Source organism: Citrobacter sp. RHB20-C16 (genome assembly GCF_013890155.1).
In the GTDB taxonomy this organism is placed as follows: Bacteria; Pseudomonadota; Gammaproteobacteria; order Enterobacterales; family Enterobacteriaceae; genus Citrobacter_A; species Citrobacter_A amalonaticus.
Genome location: NZ_CP057630.1, coordinates 1,886,063 through 1,906,508, shown reverse-complemented (window position 1 = coordinate 1,906,508; position 20,446 = coordinate 1,886,063). Strand labels below are relative to the sequence as shown.

Sequence of the window (20,446 nt, the reverse complement as noted above, 5' to 3'; positions counted from 1 at the left end):
CTCATTTGCTAAAATTTAAAATTTATTTTTATCATAAAAATCAATTAATTACTCCGTAATTGCATAAAAACCATGCGTATTACGGGCCTATAAGCCAGGCGGGATATGATCTACATCAATTTCTCATCTATAATGCTTTGTTAGTATCTCGTCGCCGACTTAATAAAGAGAGAGTTAGTGTGAAAGCTGACAACCCTTTTGATCTTTTACTCCCTGCAGCAATGGCCAAAGTGGCCGAAGAGGCAGGTGTCTATAAAGCAACGAAACATCCGCTTAAGACTTTCTTCCTGGCAATTACTGCCGGTGTGTTCATTTCCATCGCCTTTGTTTTCTATATCACTGCAACGACCGGTACAGGTACGATGCCCTTTGGTATGGCGAAATTGATTGGCGGTATCTGCTTCTCTCTGGGGTTGATTCTTTGCGTCATCTGCGGTGCAGACCTCTTTACGTCAACCGTGTTGATTGTCGTTGCCAAAGCCAGTGGCCGAATCACCTGGGGTCAGTTGGCAAAAAACTGGCTCAACGTCTATTTTGGTAACCTGATTGGTTGCTTGCTCTTTGTGCTATTGATGTGGCTTTCCGGCGAATATATGGTCGCCAACGGCCAGTGGGGACTGAACGTCCTGCAAACCGCCGACCACAAAATGCACCATACTTTTGTTGAAGCCGTCAGTCTCGGTATCCTCGCAAACCTGATGGTATGCCTGGCTGTATGGATGAGCTACTCAGGCCGTAGCCTGATGGATAAAGCGTTTATCATGGTATTACCGGTTGCGATGTTTGTTGCCAGCGGTTTTGAGCACAGTATCGCAAACATGTTTATGATTCCGATGGGTATTGTAATCCGTGATCTCGCAACACCGGAGTTCTGGAGCGCAGTTGGCTCGACGCCGGAAAGTTTTTCTCACCTGACCGCGATGAACTTCATCACTGATAACCTGATTCCGGTTACGATCGGTAACATTATCGGCGGGGGTTTGTTGGTTGGGTTGACATACTGGGTCATTTATCTGCGTGACAACGATCATCATTAATTGATGTCGCGATACACGCAGTAAATAAAAAATCCACTTAAGAAGGTAGGTGTTACATGTCCGAGCTTAATGAAAAGTTAGCCACAGCCTGGGAAGGTTTTACCAAAGGTGACTGGCAGAATGAAGTAAACGTCCGTGACTTCATTCAGAAAAACTACACTCCGTACGAGGGTGACGAGTCCTTCCTGGCTGGCGCGACTGATGCGACCACTGCACTGTGGGACAGCGTAATGGAAGGCGTTAAACAGGAAAACCGCACTCACGCGCCTGTTGACTTTGACACCTCTGTTGCTTCCACCATCACTTCTCACGACGCTGGCTACATCAATAAAGCGCTCGAGAAAATTGTTGGTCTGCAAACTGAAGCTCCGCTGAAACGTGCGATCATCCCGTTCGGTGGTATCAAAATGGTTGAAGGTTCCTGCAAAGCGTACAACCGCGAACTGGACCCGATGCTGAAAAAAATCTTCACTGAATATCGTAAAACCCACAACCAGGGCGTTTTCGATGTTTACACCAAAGACATTCTGAACTGCCGTAAATCCGGTGTTCTGACTGGTCTGCCGGATGCCTATGGCCGTGGCCGTATCATCGGTGACTACCGTCGCGTTGCGCTGTACGGTATCGACTTCCTGATGAAAGACAAATACGCTCAGTTCGTTTCCCTGCAGTCTGACCTGGAAAACGGCGTAAACCTGGAAGCGACTATCCGTCTGCGTGAAGAAATTGCTGAACAGCACCGTGCGCTGGGTCAGATCAAAGAGATGGCTGCGAAATATGGCTGCGATATCTCTGGTCCGGCAACCAACGCTCAGGAAGCGATTCAGTGGACTTACTTCGGCTACCTGGCTGCGGTTAAATCTCAGAACGGCGCGGCAATGTCCTTCGGTCGTGTCTCCACCTTCCTGGATGCATACATCGAACGTGACCTGAAAGCAGGCAAAATCACTGAACAAGACGCTCAGGAAATGATTGACCACCTGGTCATGAAACTGCGTATGGTTCGTTTCCTGCGTACGCCTGAATATGATGAACTGTTCTCCGGCGACCCGATTTGGGCAACGGAATCCATCGGTGGTATGGGCGTTGATGGCCGTACTCTGGTTACCAAAAACAGCTTCCGCTTCCTGAACACCCTGTACACCATGGGTCCGTCTCCGGAGCCGAACATCACCGTTCTGTGGTCTGAAAAACTGCCTCTGAACTTCAAGAAATTCGCCGCTAAAGTGTCCATCGACACCTCTTCTCTGCAGTATGAGAACGATGACCTTATGCGTCCGGACTTCAACAACGACGACTACGCTATCGCTTGCTGCGTAAGCCCAATGGTTGTTGGTAAACAAATGCAGTTCTTCGGTGCGCGTGCAAACCTGGCGAAAACCATGCTGTACGCGATCAACGGCGGCGTTGATGAAAAACTGAAAATGCAGGTTGGCCCGAAATCTGAGCCAATCAAAGGCGACGTGCTGAACTATGACGAAGTCATGGAGCGCATGGACCACTTCATGGACTGGCTGGCTAAGCAGTATGTCACCGCGCTGAACGTTATCCACTACATGCACGACAAGTACAGCTACGAAGCCTCTCTGATGGCGCTGCACGATCGTGATGTTATTCGCACCATGGCATGTGGTATCGCAGGTCTGTCCGTTGCGGCTGACTCCCTGTCTGCTATCAAATATGCGAAAGTTAAACCGATTCGTGATGAAGACGGTCTGGCTATCGACTTCGAAATCGAAGGCGAATACCCGCAGTTTGGTAACAACGACGCGCGCGTTGATGACATGGCGGTTGACCTGGTTGAACGTTTCATGAAGAAAATTCAGAAACTGAAAACCTACCGTGACGCTATCCCGACACAGTCTGTTCTGACCATCACCTCTAACGTTGTGTATGGTAAGAAAACCGGTAACACCCCAGATGGTCGTCGTGCTGGCGCGCCGTTCGGACCAGGTGCTAACCCGATGCACGGTCGTGACCAGAAAGGTGCTGTTGCCTCTCTGACTTCTGTTGCTAAACTGCCGTTTGCTTACGCGAAAGATGGTATCTCTTATACCTTCTCTATCGTTCCGAACGCACTGGGTAAAGACGACGAAGTTCGTAAGACTAACCTGGCCGGTCTGATGGATGGTTACTTCCACCATGAAGCGTCCATCGAAGGTGGTCAGCACCTGAACGTGAACGTGATGAACCGTGAAATGCTGCTGGACGCGATGGAACATCCGGAAAAATATCCGCAGCTGACCATCCGTGTATCTGGTTATGCAGTACGTTTTAACTCCCTGACGAAAGAACAGCAGCAGGACGTTATTACCCGTACCTTCACTCAAACCATGTAATGTGTTTTGACTGAAATCACGCGGTAAAAGGCGTACAATAAAGGCTCCACGTAAGTGGGGCCTTTTTAACAGGTCGTTTCCCGACTGCAGCCTGTTTTGTCAGCTATCTATACTCAATGGATAACCGCCAAAACAGACTCGACACAGCCAATGAGCTGTGCACCAACACGGCCCCGGATGGGCCACATCTGGAGAAACACCGCAATGTCAGTTATTGGTCGCATTCACTCCTTTGAATCCTGTGGTACCGTTGACGGCCCAGGCATCCGCTTTATTACTTTCTTCCAGGGCTGCCTGATGCGCTGTCTGTATTGCCACAACCGCGATACGTGGGACACGCATGGCGGTAAAGAAGTCACCGTTGAAGAACTGATGAAAGAGGTCGTGACCTATCGCCACTTTATGAACGCATCCGGCGGCGGCGTAACGGCGTCAGGCGGTGAAGCCATCCTGCAAGCGGAATTTGTCCGTGACTGGTTTCGTGCCTGTAAGCAAGAAGGTATCCATACCTGTCTGGATACCAATGGTTTTGTTCGCCGCTACGACCCGGTGATTGATGAACTGCTGGAAGTCACTGACCTGGTGATGCTCGACCTCAAGCAGATGAATGATGAGATCCACCAGAACCTGGTCGGCGTTTCCAACCACCGTACGCTGGAGTTCGCCCGCTATCTGGCAAACAAAAATATCAACGTGTGGATCCGTTACGTCGTGGTACCTGGCTGGTCCGACGATGACGACTCCGCGCACCGACTCGGTGAATTTACCCGCGATATGGGCAACGTTGAAAAAATCGAGCTCCTGCCCTATCACGAACTGGGTAAACATAAATGGGTGGCGATGGGCGAAGAGTACAAACTCGATGGTGTACATCCACCGAAGAAGGAAACGATGGAACGCGTTAAAGGCATTCTTGAGCAGTACGGGCATAAAGTGATGTATTGATTGCGTCTTTTAAAAAGGCTATCCGACGGGTAGCCTTTTTGCTTTCTGTCGGGGAATACAGAACATTAACCAAAACAGGATGCAATAACACACATTGCTTCCTGTTGACGCTGAATTAAACGTGAGCAACCGGGTTCGGAGTATGTCCGGCATTGCGCAGCAGCATCAGCAAATAAATAAACGACACGCTGGCAATCATAATAAACAGAAGATTATCGGAATAATTCTGCATCAACATGGCGGTGAAGGAAGGCCCTAACAGGCTGCCAACGGTGTAGCTTAGCAGCAGCGCCTGGTTCATCGCCACCAGTTGATGATGTTCCACTTTTTCACAGGCCCAGGCCATCGCCACCGGATAGAGCGTAAAACCGGCCGCCCCCAGGATAAAGAGCGCAGGTGCCATCGCTGCCTGGCTTAACATCGCGATGCTTCCGAGGATGACCACAAACACCTGCACGCGCAGTACCAGCAGTCGACCAAACTTATCCGCCAGTCTCCCGATTGGCCACTGCCCGAGGATCCCCGCGCTAACCAGCACCGCCATCCAGAAACCGATACTGGCATTACTCATGCCCTGATGATTGAGATAGAGCGGCATCAGGCCGTACAGCGAACCCAGGACAATCCCGGAAATGATGCAGCCGTTAACGCCCAGCCGCGCCTGACGCAGTTTCAGCATTGCGGTAATTGGCGTGTCGTTGTGTTCATCAGACTGTTGATTCAGGATGCGGGTAAAGAGCAGCGGTAAAATCCCTGCCAGAATCAGTCCCGTCGCCCACGGCAGCACATTCATCAGTTCCGTCGAGACTTTGCTGACCAGCAGTTGTCCGAGGAAGGTCCCCACATAATAGACCATCATGTAGGCCGCCAGCAGGCGACCGCGGTTACGTGATGTCCCGCTGCACATCAGCGCACTCTCCACAACCACCCAGATCATCGCGCAGCCAATGCCCGCGACAAAGCGCCATGCCAGCCAGCTCCAGAAGCCGACCATCACCCCGAGGCCCACACAACCGGCCGCAAAAATCAGCGAGGCGAGATAGTAACTACGGTTAAACCCGAGGCGTTTGATTAAAGCCCCTGTTAACAGCGTCCCGACCAGATTACCGGTGAAATAGGACGAACTGATCATACCCACCTGCCACGTCGGCAGGTTTTCCTGGGCGAGCCAAAGCGGGACGAGCGTGTTCAGCACCGCAATCGCCAGGGTCAGCAGAAGTAGACCAGCCAGCAAAAGCAAGACAGGTCGGGTATAGGTGGACATGAGTATAAACCGTGAGGAAGTTCAAATTTCACGCGCATCATGCCACCAACAAAAACATTGTCAATCGGCGGAAACCGTGGTGTGGCGGCCCTTTTCCGTCTTCGATTGAATTTATTGATTAAGATTATGTATTACTGATAACCAATCAACTACAGGTGACTGTTTTTATTGATTTAACGCAAAGGTATTCCGTTTCGATCAGTCGAAAAATCTCATAGTCCCGGCAGGTTTTTTTTCCGTTCTATGCTTTGAATGAACCATACGCACCTGAATGAATTCGGGCGCAGAGTTGACTCAAGCAAGGAGAAGAGAATGACCAGGCCTTATGTTCGTCTCGATAAAAATGACGCAGCGGTTCTTCTGGTGGATCACCAGGCCGGATTGCTGTCACTGGTCAGGGATATTGACCCTGATAAATTCAAAAACAACGTGCTCGCGCTGGGTGATTTAGCCAAATACTTCAAGCTGCCTACCATCCTCACCACCAGTTTCGAAACCGGACCAAACGGCCCGCTGGTCCCCGAATTAAAAGCCCAGTTTCCTGATGCCCCGTACATTGCGAGGCCAGGGAATATCAACGCCTGGGATAACGAAGACTTCGTGAAGGCCGTCAAAGCGACAGGGAAAAAGCAGTTGATCATTGCGGGTGTAGTGACCGAAGTTTGTGTGGCATTTCCGGCACTGTCAGCCATTGAAGAAGGTTTTGATGTCTTCGTCGTCACCGACGCGTCGGGTACGTTTAATGAAATTACCCGTCATTCGGCGTGGGATAGAATGTCGCAGGCCGGTGCTCAGCTCATGACATGGTTTGGTGTGGCCTGCGAACTGCACCGTGACTGGCGTAATGATATTGAGGGGTTGGCGACGCTGTTCTCCAACCACATTCCGGATTATCGCAACCTGATGACCAGCTACGATACGTTGACTAAACAGAAATAGTAAAACCGGGGCGAAAGCCCCGGTGAGAGTGATGACAAACTTCATCCCGATACCGGAAAAGTAAAGATCACCTCATTAAAAACCAGGAAAATCAATTCATTGATTTTCGGCTGATTACCACAAGGAAGGAAAAACCACGCTTTTTCTTTCCTTGTCAGTAATCTGACCGGGGCGAAAGCCCCGGTTATTCACTTAGCTGGCAACCGCCATACCGACGGTCATATGCAGACCGTAGAATACGCCGCGACCAATCAGTTCTCCCACCAGCAGCAGAATAAAGGCCACTGACAGCAGCGGAACCGCAGGCTGATACCCTTTCAACTGCGGAACAATCCAGCAGCACAAGGCCAGCGCCAGCACCCCAATCCGCCAGGCCATCAACGCCCCGTAGTCAGGTACCAACGCAGAAGCCTGCTGAATAGAGCTGTGAATGGTCGCCAGTTCTGCGCCCTGCATCACCGACATGATGGCACTGACCACCAGCGCCAGCAGTGAAACCGCAGGCAACAGACGCATCGCCCAGCCATCGACTCCCGCCACGCGCAGCAGCAGATAGCCCAGCAGTGGCCCCCCCATCAGCAGAGTCAGGAAGAAGCCCAGCGGCGTCCAGACGCTGTACCAGGTCGGTACGGTATCAATGCTGTTATAGACGCGCACCATCATCCAGACGAACAGTACACCCAGCACCATCGTCAGCAGCAGCCACAGGTTACGCAGAGCCGGAGAGAGCTTTTTCAACACCGCCAGCAGCCAGCCGATCCCGCCAACCGCAAAGAAAATCGAACCGCTGGCAATTTCATTACTCAGCGCCGATGAACCGACACGGTTAAGCGAGTTAAACGCCCGCATTGGCGAGCCAAGGTGCAGCATAGATGCGATAAAGCCAATCCCCATCAGCACCCACAGCGCAAACATGCAGGTAATCACGCGCTGTTGCGTTTCGGCCCGCAGGTCGCCTTTCATTAGCGCCAGCGCCAGGACAATGAAGCCACCGACCACACATTGTCCGAAGACCGTGAAGATCATCAGCGGCCATTCATGCCATCCACTTCCCATCTTACACCTCCTTCGGATTCGCCAGATAACCGGTGGTATCCCCGGTCGGGCGGCTGTTGGCATTCGGTTTGATCACAATACTCGGCTTCGTAAAGTGTGCGCCAGGCAGCGGAGCAACCGCCGCCAGATCGCCGTGTTTCTGACGCAGTTCGTCGACAGGACCGAAATCCAGCGCACGTAGCGGACAAGACTCGACACAGATCGGTTTCTTGCCTTCCGCCACCCGGTCATGACAGCCGTCGCATTTGGTCATGTGGCCTTTGGCGGCGTTGTACTGCGGCGCGCCGTACGGACAGGCCATATGGCAATAACGACAGCCGATGCAGACATCTTCATCCACCACCACAAAGCCGTCTTCCCGTTTGTGCATCGCCCCGCTCGGACAGACCTTGGTACAGGCCGGATCTTCACAGTGGTTACAGGCAATAGAGAGATAATAGGCAAACACGTTCTGGTGCCAGACGCCGTTGTCTTCCTGCCAGTCTCCGCCCGCATATTCATAAATGCGGCGGAAGCTGACATCCGGGGTTAAGTCTTTGTAATCTTTACAGGCCAGTTCGCAGGTTTTACAACCGGTGCAACGGCTGGAATCAATAAAAAATCCATACTGGGTTGTCATCGGTTACTCCTTACACCTTCTCAACCTGAACAAGGTTCGTATGTGACGGGTTCCCCTTCGCCAGAGGAGACGGGCGCTGGGTGGTCAATACATTGATACAGCCCCCCTGGTCAATGCGTTTGGCATCCGGGTCATACCAGGCCCCTTCCCCTAGCGCAACCACACCCGGCATCATCCGCGGCGTCACTTTCGCCTCAATATGTAGCTCTCCGCGACCATTGAAGATGCGGACCTTGTCGCCATTACGGATACCGCGTTTTTGCGCGTCCAGCGGGTTGATCCACATCTCCTGGCGGCACGACGCCTTCAGGACATCTACGTTGCCATAGGTGGAGTGAACGCGAGATTTATAGTGGAAGCCCGTGAGCTGCAATGGATAATCTTTGGTCAACGGATCGTTGTAGTTCTCAAAACCTGGCGTGTAGATCGGCAATGGATCGATGACATCACCTTCCGGTAGTTCCCAGGTGGCGGCAATCTTAGCCAGTTCCTGCGAGTAGATCTCGATTTTACCTGACGGCGTGGTCAACGGATTGGCCTGCGGATCGTCACGGAACGCCTTATAGGCCACGTGATGTCCTTCCGGATCGCGCTGCTTGAACAGACCCTGCTTACGGAATTCCTCAAAGGTCGGCAGCGCCGGAATAGCTTTACGCGACTGTTCGTACAGATGACGCATCCATTCTTCCTGAGTGCGTCCTTCGGTAAACTGCTGCTCGACACCCAGACGCTTCGCCAGCTCGCTGGTCATTTCATAGATGGTTTTGCATTCAAAACGCGGCTTAATGGCCTGATCGGCGAAAATCACATAAGACATATTCCCGCAGGAAGCATCCAGCGCGAAGTCCATCTGTTCAGAAGCCGTGCAGTCCGGCAGCAGGATATCGGCATACTTCGCTGACGACGTCATGTGGCAGTCGATGACGACAATCATTTCGCACTTCTTGTCATCCTGCAGGATGTCGTGCGTGCGGTTGATCTCTGAGTGCTGGTTGATAAGACAGTTACCGGCGTAGTTCCAGATCATCTTAATCGGCACGTCGAGTTTATCTTTGCCGCGCACGCCATCACGCAGCGCAGTCATTTCCGGACCACGTTCAATCGCGTCGGTCCACATAAACATCGAGATACTGGTTTCTACCGGGTTTTCCAGCGTTGGCATCCGTACAAATGGCAGACCGTAAGAGCCTTCACGTGCACCGCTGTTGCCGCCGTTGATCCCGACGTTACCGGTTAAAATGGCCAACATTGAAATGGCACGGGTGGCGATTTCACCGTTCGCATGGCGCTGCGGTCCCCATCCCTGGCTGATATAGGCTGGTTTTGCGCTGCCGATTTCTCGCGCCAGTTTGATAATACGGTCTGCCGGAATGCCGGTAATTTGCGCTGCCCACTCAGGCGTTTTTGGCGTACCGTCAGTCCCCTGCCCGAGAATATAAGCCTTATAGTGGCCATTCTTCGGCGCGCTGGCTGGCAACGTTTTCTCGTCGTAGCCCACACAGTACTTATCGAGGAACGGCTGATCGACCATATTCTCAGTAATCAGCACATAAGCCAGCGCATTCACCAGCGCCGCATCGGTACCCGGACGAATCGGGATCCATTCATCTTCACGACCGGCCCCGGTATCGGTATAGCGCGGATCGATAATAATCATCCGGGCATTCGATTTCTGTCGCGCCTGTTCCAGATAGTAGGTCACCCCACCGCCGCTCATACGGGTTTCGCCAGGGTTGTTACCGAACAGCACTACCAGCTTACTGTTTTCGATGTCCGATGGGCTGTTACCATCCGCCCAACCGCCATAGGTGTAGTTCAGACCCGCCGCGATTTGTGCGGAAGAGTAGTCGCCGTAGTGGTTCAAATAACCGCCGCAGCAGTTCATCAAACGCGCCACCAGGGTATTTCCCGGCGGCCAGGAACGGGTCATCGTACCGCCCAGCGTACCGGTGCCGTAGTTCAGATAGATAGACTCGTTACCGTAGTCTTTAATCAGACGCTGCATGTTGCTGGCGATGATGTCGTAAGCCTCATCCCAGGTGATGCGCTCGAATTTGCCTTCTCCGCGTTTACCGACGCGTTTCATCGGGTATTTCAGACGATCCGGGTTATAGACGCGACGACGCATGGAACGTCCACGCAGACAGGCACGCACCTGATGCAAACCGTCGTAGTTGTCATCACCGGTGTTGTCGGTTTCAACGTATTTGATTTCGCCATCCACAACATGCATGCGCAACGGGCAACGACTCCCGCAGTTTACGGTACAGGCGCTCCAGACGACTTTTTCGCTGGCTTGTGCCGGACTCAGGGCTTCGGCAGCATTAGCGATACGGGTAAATGGCAGGGTAAACGCGCTGCTGGCCATCGCCAGTCCGCCAATCGCCGTCGTTTTGACCAAACCGCGACGACTCACCTCCGCTGCCATCACGGCATCAGGGATCTTCGTTTTCATAAAGGCTCACTCTGCTTGCTTACAGTAAAAAAACAGAAATTGATATTATTATTTGAGTAGTTAAGCAACGTTATATAGTTCTACATACAACGTATTTACAGGATAACAGTGCAACATGCTGAATTTCATTCGAAAGTAATATTACCCCTAAGGGGGTAATGATTATTGTCCGGCGTCAAACAGGCATAAAAAAAGCGCCCAAAGGCGCTTTTTAGAAAGAGTGAAGCGAGGATTAACCGATATATTCCAGTCCGTTCATGTACGGACGCAACACTTCCGGCACTTCGATACGGCCATCAGCCTGCTGGTAGTTTTCCATCACCGCCACCAGCGTACGACCAACCGCCAGACCAGAACCGTTCAGAGTATGCACCAGACGGGTCTTTTTGTCGGACTTGCTGCGGCAGCGAGCCTGCATACGGCGCGCCTGGAAATCCCAGACGTTAGAGCAGGATGAAATCTCGCGGTAGGTATTCTGCGCCGGTACCCACACTTCCAGATCGTAGGTTTTGCATGCGCCAAAGCCCATGTCGCCGGTGCAAAGAATGATTTTGCGATAGGGCAGACCCAGCAGTTGCAGCACTTTTTCCGCATGACCGGTCATCTCTTCCAGCGCTGCCATTGAATCTTCCGGGCGGACGATCTGTACCATTTCAACTTTGTCGAACTGGTGCATACGGATCAGGCCACGAGTATCACGACCGTAGGAACCCGCTTCAGAGCGGAAGCACGGTGTGTGCGCCGTCATTTTGATCGGCAGTTGGTCTTCGTCGATGATCTCATCACGCACCAGGTTGGTCAGCGGCACTTCTGCCGTCGGGATCAACGCGTAGTTGCTGCTGTCAGCCTCTTCTTCCAGCGGACGCGTGTGGAACAGATCGCCAGCAAATTTCGGCAACTGCCCCGTGCCGTACAGGGTGTCATGGTTGACCAGATACGGCACATAGTTTTCGCTGTAGCCATGCTGTTCGGTATGCAGATCGAGCATAAATTGCGAGAGCGCACGGTGCATACGGGCAATCTGCCCTTTCATCACCACGAAGCGGGAACCCGTCAGCTTAACGGCAGCAGCGAAATCCAGACCGGAATGCATTTCGCCCAGCGTGACGTGATCGCGAACCTCAAAGTCGAACTCGCGCGGGGTACCCCAGCGGCTGACTTCAACGTTATCGTTCTCGTCTTTACCGACCGGCACTTCGTCTGCAGGCAGGTTAGGAATGGCCAGCGCGATATCGCGGATCTCAGCCTGTAAAACATCCAGCTCCGCTTTTGCGGCATCCAGCTCTTCGCCCAGTTTGTTCACTTCCAGACGTAAAGGCTCGATATCTTCCCCGCGCGCTTTCGCCTGGCCGATGGATTTCGATCGAGAGTTACGCTCTGCCTGCAGGTTTTCAGTATTGACCTGCAAAACTTTACGACGCTCTTCAAGAGCGCGCAGCTTATCTACATCCAGCTTAAAGCCCCGGCGTGCCAGTTTTTCAGCGACTGCGTCTGGCTCATTACGCAGCAGATTGGGATCGAGCATGCTTATCCTGTGCTTATCGAATTGAAATGGGAAAATGTGACCACAGCCTGCGGTCACAGGGATACAGTGCCAACATTACCGCAACGCCTGCGCTAACGGTAGCGTTTTATAGGGCTATTTTGATCCTGTCCGGCGAGCCAGGCGAGCTTTTCGCCAATCTTGCCCTCAAGACCTCTGTTTGTGGGGTGATAATAGCGTGTTTGTGCCATCTCCGGCGGGAAATATTCCTCGCCCGCGGCATAAGCATTCGGTTCGTCATGTGCATAACGATATTCCTGGCCGTAACCCATCTCTTTCATCAACTTCGTCGGCGCATTGCGCAGATGAACAGGTACGTCATAGTCAGGACGTTCGCGGGCATCGGAGAGCGCCGCTTTAAAGGCGGTATACACCGCATTGCTTTTCGGTGCACAGGCCAGATAAACAATCGCCTGGGCGATGGCGCGCTCGCCTTCAGCAGGCCCCACACGCGTGAAGCAGTCCCAGGCGGAAATCGCCACCTGCATCGCACGCGGATCGGCATTGCCCACATCTTCGGAAGCAATCGCCAGGCAACGGCGCGCGACATACAGCGGATCCCCCCCTGCCGTAATGATTCGCGCATACCAGTAAAGTGCCGCATCCGGCGCGCTGCCGCGAACTGATTTATGCAATGCGGAAATGAGATCGTAGAAGCGGTCGCCTTTGTTATCAAAACGCGCGCTGCGCTCACCGGCGATTTCGGTCAACAATGCGGGAAGCAGTACTCGCTTGCCGCTATCATCCACTTCGGCCATATCAGCCATCATTTCCAGGGTGTTCAATGCGCGGCGCGCATCACCATTGACCAGTTCCGCGATGGCTTTGCGGGTATCATCCGGCAGAACGATATCCTGGCCACCATAGCCCCGCGCCTTGTCTTCCATCGCCTGACGGAGAACCTGTTCGATATCTTCCGTGGTCAGCGATTTGAGCAAATAGACGCGCGCCCGCGACAACAGCGCGGAATTCAGTTCAAACGACGGGTTTTCGGTGGTTGCCCCGATAAAGGTGATCGTGCCGTCTTCAATATGCGGTAAGAACGCATCCTGTTGGCTTTTATTAAAGCGATGAACTTCGTCAACAAACAGAATAGTGCGACGCCCGGCATGACGATTCTGACGGGCGCGTTCGATGGCTTCGCGGATCTCTTTCACGCCGGAGGTGACCGCCGATATCCGCTCAACGTCGGCATCGGCGTAGCGGGCAATCACTTCAGCGAGTGTCGTTTTCCCGGTTCCCGGCGGTCCCCACAAGATCATGGAGTGCAGATGTCCGGCTTCAATCGCACGCGGCAACGGTTTACCCGCAGCCAGCAGGTGCTGCTGACCAATATACTGCGCTAAATTTTCTGGCCGCATCCGCGCTGCCAGTGGCTGAAAGGTATTATCAGAAAAATCGAGCGACAGGTTGCTCACGCAGGCCTCTACTTACGTTGGTCGTCTACCGTTACGCCTTGCGGTGGAGTAAAGGTGAACTTCGATGCGTCAACGGCGCCATTCTGCTGTGATTTCAGCTGATAGCTGCTGCGCTGGTCATCCTGCTCCACGGCGCTGAACTGATGAATAGTCCCGTCACGGCCCACATTGATGGTGAACTGTTTCAGGTTACCGTTGCTGGTTTTCGGCGTCAGGACGAAGTCGTCACCGTTCTGCTTGATATTGTACTGTTGCCAGTCGCTGGACTGGTTGCGGGCAATCAGCATAAACGGCGTGTTGCCGGTGGCGTCTTTCAGCCAGGTCGCGGTGGCCTGCTCAACAAACGGGTTGAAGAACCACAGCGTTTTCCCATCAGAAACCAGAATGCTTTCATCAGGCTGCGTCATGTGCCAGTTAAACAGGTTCGGACGCTTCACCCACAAATCACCCTGACCTTCCTGAACAGCAGCGCCGCTGCCATCAGTCACTTTCTGTGTGAAGCTGGCGTGGAAGCTGCTTACTTTATCCAGACGACTTTTCAGATCGCTGGCGGCATCCGCCCAAACGCTGCTTACCACGAATCCTGAGAGTAATGCACAGGTGATTGCGATTTTTTTCATTGTTATTCCTCAAAATACGTCACTCCCGACCGGGAGATCCCTCTGCTATCCATTCCAGGCCAAAAATCAGCGTGAGGAAAGAAGACAATACTGAATTACGTAACTTTGCACTTAGTCAAACGGTGGTGGCGCCAGCACTTCACGATTGCCGTTATGGCCTTGTTCGCTGACGATTCCCTGCGCTTCCATCTGTTCGATAATGCGCGCCGCACGGTTGTAGCCAATACGGAACTGGCGCTGTACGCCGGAGATGGACGCTTTACGTTTCTCTGTCACAAAGTTGACAGCCTGATCGAATAACGGATCCAGCTCTTCGCTACCGTCAAAGCCACCACCGCCGCCTTCGCTTTCGCTGTCGGAGGTGATGCCATCCACATACTGCGGACGCCCACGCGCCTTCCAGTCCTGCACCACCGCATGCACTTCCTGGTCACGGACAAATGCGCCGTGAACACGCACCGGCATGGTGGAGTTTGGCCCGGAGTAAAGCATATCCCCCATCCCCAGCAGCGATTCTGCACCGCCCTGATCGAGGATAGTACGCGAGTCAATCTTACTGGACACGGTGAAGGCAATACGTGTCGGTATGTTAGCTTTAATAAGACCGGTAATGACATCAACCGATGGACGCTGTGTCGCCAGCACCAGGTGGATCCCGGCCGCACGGGCTTTTTGCGCCAGTCGGGCAATCAGCTCTTCAACTTTCTTACCGACGGTCATCATCAGGTCGGCAAATTCGTCAACCAGCACAACGATATACGGCAGTTTTTCCAGTACCGGATGCTGCGCATCCATACTGTCGCCCGGTTTCCAGTACGGGTCCGGAATTGGACGTCCCATCCGCGCGGCTTCGGCTATCTTCTCGTTGTAACCCGCAAGATTACGCACGCCCAGCGCAGACATCAGCTTGTAACGGCGTTCCATCTCGTTAACGCTCCAGCGCAGGGCGTTGGCGGCGTCTTTCATATCCGTGACGACTTCCGTCAGCAGATGCGGAATGCCTTCGTAAACCGACAGCTCCAGCATTTTCGGGTCGATCATGATGAAACGAACGTCTTCCGGCTGCGCCTTGTAAAGCATGCTGAGGATCATGGCGTTCACCCCAACCGATTTACCCGAACCGGTTGTTCCCGCCACCAGCAGGTGCGGCATTTTCGCCAGATCGGCTACCACCGGATCGCCGGCAATATCTTTACCCAACACGACGGTCAGCGGCGACGGGTTTTCACGGAACTTCGCGTTATCCAGCACTTCACGCAGGTAAACGGTCTGCCGTTTTTTGTTCGGCAATTCCAGGCCTACGTATGGTTTACCCGGAATCACTTCCACCACGCGCACCGCGACAGTCGACAACGAACGCGCCAGGTCACGAGAAAGGTTGGAAATACGCGCCGCTTTCACACCCGGCGCCAGATTCAGTTCAAAACGGGTGATCACCGGACCTGGCGAGTAATTCACCACATCGGCCTTGATGCGGAAATCAGCCAGGCGAGCTTCAACCAGGCGCGCCATTTGTTCCAGCGCGAAGGTATCAACCGGCTCCACTTCACTCGGTGGCTGCGTCAGCAGATCCAGTGAAGGCAGTGGCGTCGTCGGTTTCTGCAGCGGACGGCTGTCACCATTGCGCATCAGCAGCGGGTGAATCAGGCTTTCCTGCGGCTGAGGTGCAGCAGGTTGCTGCGTCACTATCGGCTGATGCGGTTGCTGATACTGTGGCTGCGGCGCTACCGGCTGTTGCGGCTGCTGATACTGCGGCGTTGTGGGTGGCTGAACAGGCGCAGACTCCGGCATTACGCCCGGTGTAAACAGCGGCTCATGCGGGCCGTTATCGACCAGCGTTTTCATGGGTGAAAACTCAAAATCATCCAGCGAGAATGGATTCGCTCCGGCAGGTTGCTCACCGGCGTAGCGCTGTTGCTGTGAAGAGGCAAACTGGCGCGCCAGTTCAGCTTCCGCAGCGGCATCTTCATCGTCGGCCTGCGTCGCCTCATGCTGATACTCGTCGCCATAACGACTTTGCTGTGACTGAGCAAACTGACGAGCCAGTTCGTCCTGTTGCATGGCGTCGATTTCATCATCGCTATACTGCGGATCGTGTTGACCGGCTTCACGCGCTCTCTCCTCAGCCATACGCTGAGAAGGCAATTTAATACCATACGATGCCAGCTCACGGCGTGTCGGTACACGTACGCGATTGGGACGAGGCAGTTGCGGGCCAATCCCTTCTTTCACCTGCGGACGCGGCGCTCCGCCGTTCGCGAGGCTGAAGACTGGCGCTGCAGCTGCCGCAGTCGCACCGGCTGATAAGGTCGCATCCTTCACGCTTGCAGCGATCGGCGCAATGGTCGCAGCGGTGTCAACAGGCGGTATAGAAGGCGCAGTTGACGGTGCAGGAACCACCGGTTCCGGCGTGTTAACAGGTTCAGGAATCGGCTGATACCACGCGGCCAGTTGCTCACGTTCACGCGCACGCTTCTCTTCCACTTCTTCAAAGTAGTACAGCGGCGGGCGCGCAGGTTTTGTCTCTTCGACTACCGGCTCAGGCTCAGTAATCGGAGCCTGCGGAACCACAGGTTCCTGTGGCGATAAAGGCTCCGGCTGATACGCTGGCTGATGATAAACCGGCTGCTGTACAGGCTCGGGTTGATAAACCGGCTCGGGCTGCCAGGGTTGCTCTACCGTAGCTTGCGGTTGCTGCCACGGTTGTTGCGGTACGCCTGGCTGCGGATAACCAGCTTCAGGAGCCACAGACGCAGCATTTTGCGGTTCAGTCGGAACAGGCTGTTGCCATGTCTCATACTGCGCCTGTTGCGGCTGCGCGTACGGGTTGTGCGGCGGATAGCCTTCCGGCGCAGGAGCAATCACCGGCTCGCCGGTTTGCGGGCCTGGTACGGGTTGCCATGCAACCGCAGGTTGTACAGGAACGGTTTCTGCGCCTGGTACGGGCGGCGTTTGCATAATCGGATCGACCGGCGCAGCCCAGGCCTGAGTCGCAGCCGTTGCTGCCGCCGCAGCGGCGACGGGTTCGGTCACCGAATGACCGTTTAACAGCGGATCGTATTCATCATATTCCGGCTGTGTCGCACGATGCCCGGAGAACAGCACATCGCCAGGATCGGCCGCGACGCCGCGCGCGCTGTAGGCTATCTCATCGTCATCATCCATGCGTCTGCCGGAGAAGAGCGCCGCATCCGTCTGACGGCCATGCGGATTGATAAATTTTTCAGCCAGACGTTTACGGCGCGCCAGCGCACCGCGAAGAATACGCGCCCGACGGGATTCACGTTTCCCGCCCTCGACTTCATCTTCATACTCTTCATCGTCTTCGTATTCGTCGTCTTCTACCCAGGTATCATCACGACGGGTACGGTTGCTGGCAAAGGTCAGAATATTGAGCAGCCAGCCGCCAAGTTTTTCGGCGATGCTAACCCAGGACCAGCCGGTAAAGAGCGTCAGCCCTGCCGCCCACACGCACAGAAGCGTAATGGTGCCACCACTGCTGTGCAGCAGCGGTTGTAGCGTGGTACTCAACAGACTGCCAATCACCCCGCCGGAGGCGAAGTACCAGATGTCATCGGCATTAATAGCGGCCAGACCACAGGAGGTAAGGATAAGCGCCAGCACGCCAATGATGCGCAGCGAGACGGCAAAATAGTCGATATAGTCATCGGTCGCCTGGTGACGCCAGGCAAACCAGCAGCCGCCCACAATGATGACAGGAATGGTGTACGCCATTATCCCAAAGATAAAGAACAGGGTATCCGCCAGCCATGCCCCCGGCGCCCCGCCCAAATTATGGATAGGCTCATGCCAGGCAGTTTGCGACCAACTGGGATCAGAAGGATTAAAGCTCAGTAAGGCTGCCATCAGCCAGACAGCAAAAAGGGCAATAAGAATCAGCAACGCCTCCAGAAGTCGGCGCCCGCTGCTTAACTTTGTCAATGTGACTTCTTTGTCTTCAGTGTATTCCTGGCTCAAAAAAGGCTCTCCAGGTTTCGGGCTTTTCCTGCCCGATGCTAAAACGGACAACAGCACCGGGTTACCCCGGCACTGTTGCTGTATGGATTAACAGGAGTGTAATCAAAATACGCCGATTTTGCACCTGTTCCGTATTAGCGCGTCTTAATAACCAGACGATTACTCTGTTTGACTTCTTCCATTACCACGTAAGTACGGGTGTCATTGACGCCAGGCAGACGCAGCAGGGTTTCCCCCAGCAGCTTACGGTAGGCTGACATGTCCGGCACACGTGTTTTCAACAGGTAGTCGAAATCGCCAGACACCAAATGACACTCTTGAATTTCTTCAAGTTTTTGTACTGCGGCGTTGAATTGTTCAAACACATCCGGAGCGCCACGATTCAGAGTAATCTCAACAAATACCAGAAGTGATGCATCCAGATAATGCGGGTTTAACAGCGCTGTATAGCCCTGAATGAAACCCTGTCTTTCCAGACGACGCACACGCTCAAGGCAGGGCGTCGGGGAAAGTCCCACTCGTTTAGAAAGCTCGACGTTAGAAATACGCCCATCCTTTTGCAGCTCATTAAGAATGTTACGATCAATACGGTCGAGATCTTTGCCAGGGCGCTTCTTGCTATCTACCATTATTATTGTCTCTCTGTATTCCTTCCCTACTCCTGCCTGACTCATCAAACATCATTGTCGAGAGTCGATGCCCATCACAATAGACCGAACCCAAGAGGATTAGCGGCGCGCAATGCCTGGGTCTATAGTGAGAAGACCGTTGCCTGACGGCAGCTATCGACATCACGAATGGCGTCTGTCCACACCATGCGTAGATTTCGCTAGCCCGGTAAACATGGTATTTATATGCATGATTATGCGGCACACACACAACACTGTTTTTTTCTTCCTCGAATGTTTTCGCAAAACAGCAGGTGATTGTCAAAGCAAAACATCGATTTTTAGTACAACATGCCAGTTATTCATTAGGCGTTAAGATGATTCATCATTTTATCACCTTATAACTGAGGGATTTTAAGTAGAATTCATTATGGCGTGACGGCAGATTTGTTCACTCATTGGCCTCGTCTATTCCACAAATTGTTAACATAATCGCTATACCCTTTTTTTACGCCGTCAAATTCCCTACAATCCAGCCCATTGCCTGCCAACAACAATGAGGATCTCATGGGCACGACCAAACACAGTAAACTGCTTATCCTGGGTTCCGGCCCGGCGGGATATACCGCAGCGGTCTATGCTGCGCGCGCAAACCTGCAGCCAGTACTGATTACCGGTATGGAAAAAGGCGGTCAACTGACCACCACCACAGAAGTGGAAAACTGGCCGGGCGATCCGAATGATCTGACCGGACCACTGCTGATGGAACGTATGCACGAGCATGCGACTAAGTTTGAAACCGAGATCATCTTCGATCACATCAATAAAGTGGACCTGCAAAACCGTCCGTTCCGTCTGATCGGTGACAGTGCAGAGTACACCTGTGATGCGCTAATCATCGCTACCGGTGCGTCCGCTCGTTATCTCGGTCTGCCGTCAGAAGAGGCATTCAAAGGCCGTGGCGTTTCTGCCTGCGCTACCTGCGACGGTTTTTTCTATCGTAACCAGAAAGTCGCGGTTATCGGTGGCGGTAACACAGCCGTCGAAGAAGCGCTGTATCTGGCAAACATCGCCTCTGAAGTTCACCTGATTCACCGTCGTGACGGCTTCCGCGCGGAAAAAATTCTGATTAAGCGTCTGATGGACAAAGTGGAGAACGGCAACATCGTGTTGCACACCCACCGCACGCTGGAAGAAGTGACTGGCGATCAGATGGGCGTCACGGGTCTGCGCCTGCGTGATACGCAGAATGCGGACAACATTGAGTCGCTGGATGTCGCAGGGCTGTTTGTTGCCATCGGCCACAGCCCGAACACGGCGATTTTCGAAGGACAGCTTGAGCTGGAAAACGGCTACATTAAAGTGCAGTCCGGGAGTCACGGTAACGCGACCCAGACCAGCATCCCGGGCGTCTTTGCTGCGGGCGACGTGATGGACCACATTTACCGTCAGGCTATCACCTCCGCAGGCACCGGTTGTATGGCTGCGCTGGATGCTGAACGCTACCTCGACGGTTTAGCCGACGCGTGCAAATAGTTTTTACAAATCAGCAACAAAAGTAAATAAGGCGACTATAGGTCGCCTTTATTTTTGCCCCGTTGTAACATTGCCCTGGCAAAAAATTC

General features: G+C 53.4%; 14 protein-coding genes. 5 read left to right on the top strand and 9 right to left on the bottom strand.

The annotated features are described in order from the left end of the window. The first annotated feature begins 179 nt into the window (after positions 1-179). The 3 genes from focA to pflA all read left to right on the top strand — a co-directional run bounded on the left by focA (position 180) and on the right by pflA (position 4,321). The gene (gene focA, locus HVX64_RS09105) at positions 180-1,037 is read left to right on the top strand and encodes a formate transporter FocA (protein ID WP_043001197.1); all 858 of its coding nucleotides are present in this window, start codon (positions 180-182) and stop codon (positions 1,035-1,037) included. 56 nt (positions 1,038-1,093) lie between these two features. After that, complete coding sequence (gene pflB / locus HVX64_RS09100; protein WP_043001198.1) at positions 1,094-3,376, top strand: formate C-acetyltransferase; 2,283 nt, start codon at positions 1,094-1,096, stop codon at positions 3,374-3,376. A 204-nt stretch (positions 3,377-3,580) separates the two neighbouring features. Continuing rightward, positions 3,581-4,321: a pyruvate formate lyase 1-activating protein gene (gene pflA / locus HVX64_RS09095; RefSeq protein WP_043001199.1), complete on the top strand. Its 741-nt coding sequence runs from the start codon at positions 3,581-3,583 to the stop codon at positions 4,319-4,321. Positions 4,322-4,436: 115 nt separating this feature from the next. On the opposite strand, the gene HVX64_RS09090 is transcribed toward pflA, so the two are convergent. Then, positions 4,437-5,585 (bottom strand): MFS transporter, encoded by a 1,149-nt coding sequence (locus tag HVX64_RS09090; RefSeq protein WP_043001200.1) that lies wholly within the window; start codon positions 5,583-5,585, stop codon positions 4,437-4,439. Positions 5,586-5,897: 312 nt separating this feature from the next. Between HVX64_RS09090 and ycaC the strand changes: the two genes are divergently transcribed. Next, a complete protein-coding gene (gene ycaC, locus HVX64_RS09085) occupies positions 5,898-6,524 on the top strand; it encodes an isochorismate family cysteine hydrolase YcaC (protein ID WP_043001201.1) in 627 nt (208 codons plus the stop codon). 192 nt (positions 6,525-6,716) lie between these two features. On the opposite strand, the gene HVX64_RS09080 is transcribed toward ycaC, so the two are convergent. The 8 genes from HVX64_RS09080 to lrp form a co-directional block, all read right to left on the bottom strand. Then, positions 6,717-7,580, bottom strand: coding sequence for a dimethyl sulfoxide reductase anchor subunit family protein (locus HVX64_RS09080; protein WP_043001202.1), 864 nt, complete (start codon positions 7,578-7,580; stop codon positions 6,717-6,719). A 1-nt stretch (position 7,581) separates the two neighbouring features. Beyond that, on the bottom strand, positions 7,582-8,199 hold the full coding sequence (gene dmsB, locus HVX64_RS09075; protein ID WP_043000749.1) for a dimethylsulfoxide reductase iron-sulfur subunit DmsB: 618 nt from the start codon (positions 8,197-8,199) through the stop codon (positions 7,582-7,584). A 10-nt stretch (positions 8,200-8,209) separates the two neighbouring features. After that, positions 8,210-10,654 (bottom strand): dimethylsulfoxide reductase subunit A, encoded by a 2,445-nt coding sequence (gene dmsA / locus HVX64_RS09070; protein WP_044256344.1) that lies wholly within the window; start codon positions 10,652-10,654, stop codon positions 8,210-8,212. Between the two features lie 232 nt (positions 10,655-10,886). Next, positions 10,887-12,179 carry a serine--tRNA ligase gene (gene serS, locus HVX64_RS09065; RefSeq protein WP_043001203.1) on the bottom strand — a complete coding sequence of 431 codons (1,293 nt, stop codon included), beginning with the start codon at positions 12,177-12,179 and terminating at the stop codon, positions 10,887-10,889. Between the two features lie 92 nt (positions 12,180-12,271). Beyond that, on the bottom strand, positions 12,272-13,615 hold the full coding sequence (gene rarA, locus HVX64_RS09060; protein WP_043001204.1) for a replication-associated recombination protein RarA: 1,344 nt from the start codon (positions 13,613-13,615) through the stop codon (positions 12,272-12,274). Positions 13,616-13,623: 8 nt separating this feature from the next. After that, on the bottom strand, positions 13,624-14,235 hold the full coding sequence (lolA, locus tag HVX64_RS09055; protein WP_044256345.1) for an outer membrane lipoprotein chaperone LolA: 612 nt from the start codon (positions 14,233-14,235) through the stop codon (positions 13,624-13,626). Positions 14,236-14,346: 111 nt separating this feature from the next. Further along, the gene (gene ftsK / locus HVX64_RS09050) at positions 14,347-18,213 is read right to left on the bottom strand and encodes a DNA translocase FtsK (RefSeq protein WP_044256346.1); all 3,867 of its coding nucleotides are present in this window, start codon (positions 18,211-18,213) and stop codon (positions 14,347-14,349) included. Positions 18,214-18,347: 134 nt separating this feature from the next. Next, positions 18,348-18,842 carry a leucine-responsive transcriptional regulator Lrp gene (gene lrp, locus HVX64_RS09045; protein WP_000228469.1) on the bottom strand — a complete coding sequence of 165 codons (495 nt, stop codon included), beginning with the start codon at positions 18,840-18,842 and terminating at the stop codon, positions 18,348-18,350. 546 nt (positions 18,843-19,388) lie between these two features. On the opposite strand from lrp, the gene trxB reads away from it, so the two are divergent. After that, on the top strand, positions 19,389-20,357 hold the full coding sequence (gene trxB, locus HVX64_RS09040; RefSeq protein WP_043001206.1) for a thioredoxin-disulfide reductase: 969 nt from the start codon (positions 19,389-19,391) through the stop codon (positions 20,355-20,357). Positions 20,358-20,446: the final 89 nt, after the last annotated feature.

Excerpts from the sequence above, each read along its gene's own strand:
- ycaC (WP_043001201.1), top strand. The coding sequence starts at position 5,898 with ATGACCAGGCCTTATGTTCGTCTCGATAAAAATGACGCAGCGGTTCTT.
- pflB (WP_043001198.1), top strand. The coding sequence starts at position 1,094 with ATGTCCGAGCTTAATGAAAAGTTAGCCACAGCCTGGGAAGGTTTTACC.
- serS (WP_043001203.1), bottom strand. The coding sequence starts at position 12,179 with ATGCTCGATCCCAATCTGCTGCGTAATGAGCCAGACGCAGTCGCTGAA.
- dmsA (WP_044256344.1), bottom strand. The coding sequence starts at position 10,654 with ATGAAAACGAAGATCCCTGATGCCGTGATGGCAGCGGAGGTGAGTCGT.
- HVX64_RS09090 (WP_043001200.1), bottom strand. The coding sequence starts at position 5,585 with ATGTCCACCTATACCCGACCTGTCTTGCTTTTGCTGGCTGGTCTACTT.
- pflA (WP_043001199.1), top strand. The coding sequence starts at position 3,581 with ATGTCAGTTATTGGTCGCATTCACTCCTTTGAATCCTGTGGTACCGTT.
- lolA (WP_044256345.1), bottom strand. The coding sequence starts at position 14,235 with ATGAAAAAAATCGCAATCACCTGTGCATTACTCTCAGGATTCGTGGTA.
- dmsB (WP_043000749.1), bottom strand. The coding sequence starts at position 8,199 with ATGACAACCCAGTATGGATTTTTTATTGATTCCAGCCGTTGCACCGGT.
- HVX64_RS09080 (WP_043001202.1), bottom strand. The coding sequence starts at position 7,580 with ATGGGAAGTGGATGGCATGAATGGCCGCTGATGATCTTCACGGTCTTC.
- lrp (WP_000228469.1), bottom strand. The coding sequence starts at position 18,842 with ATGGTAGATAGCAAGAAGCGCCCTGGCAAAGATCTCGACCGTATTGAT.
- trxB (WP_043001206.1), top strand. The coding sequence starts at position 19,389 with ATGGGCACGACCAAACACAGTAAACTGCTTATCCTGGGTTCCGGCCCG.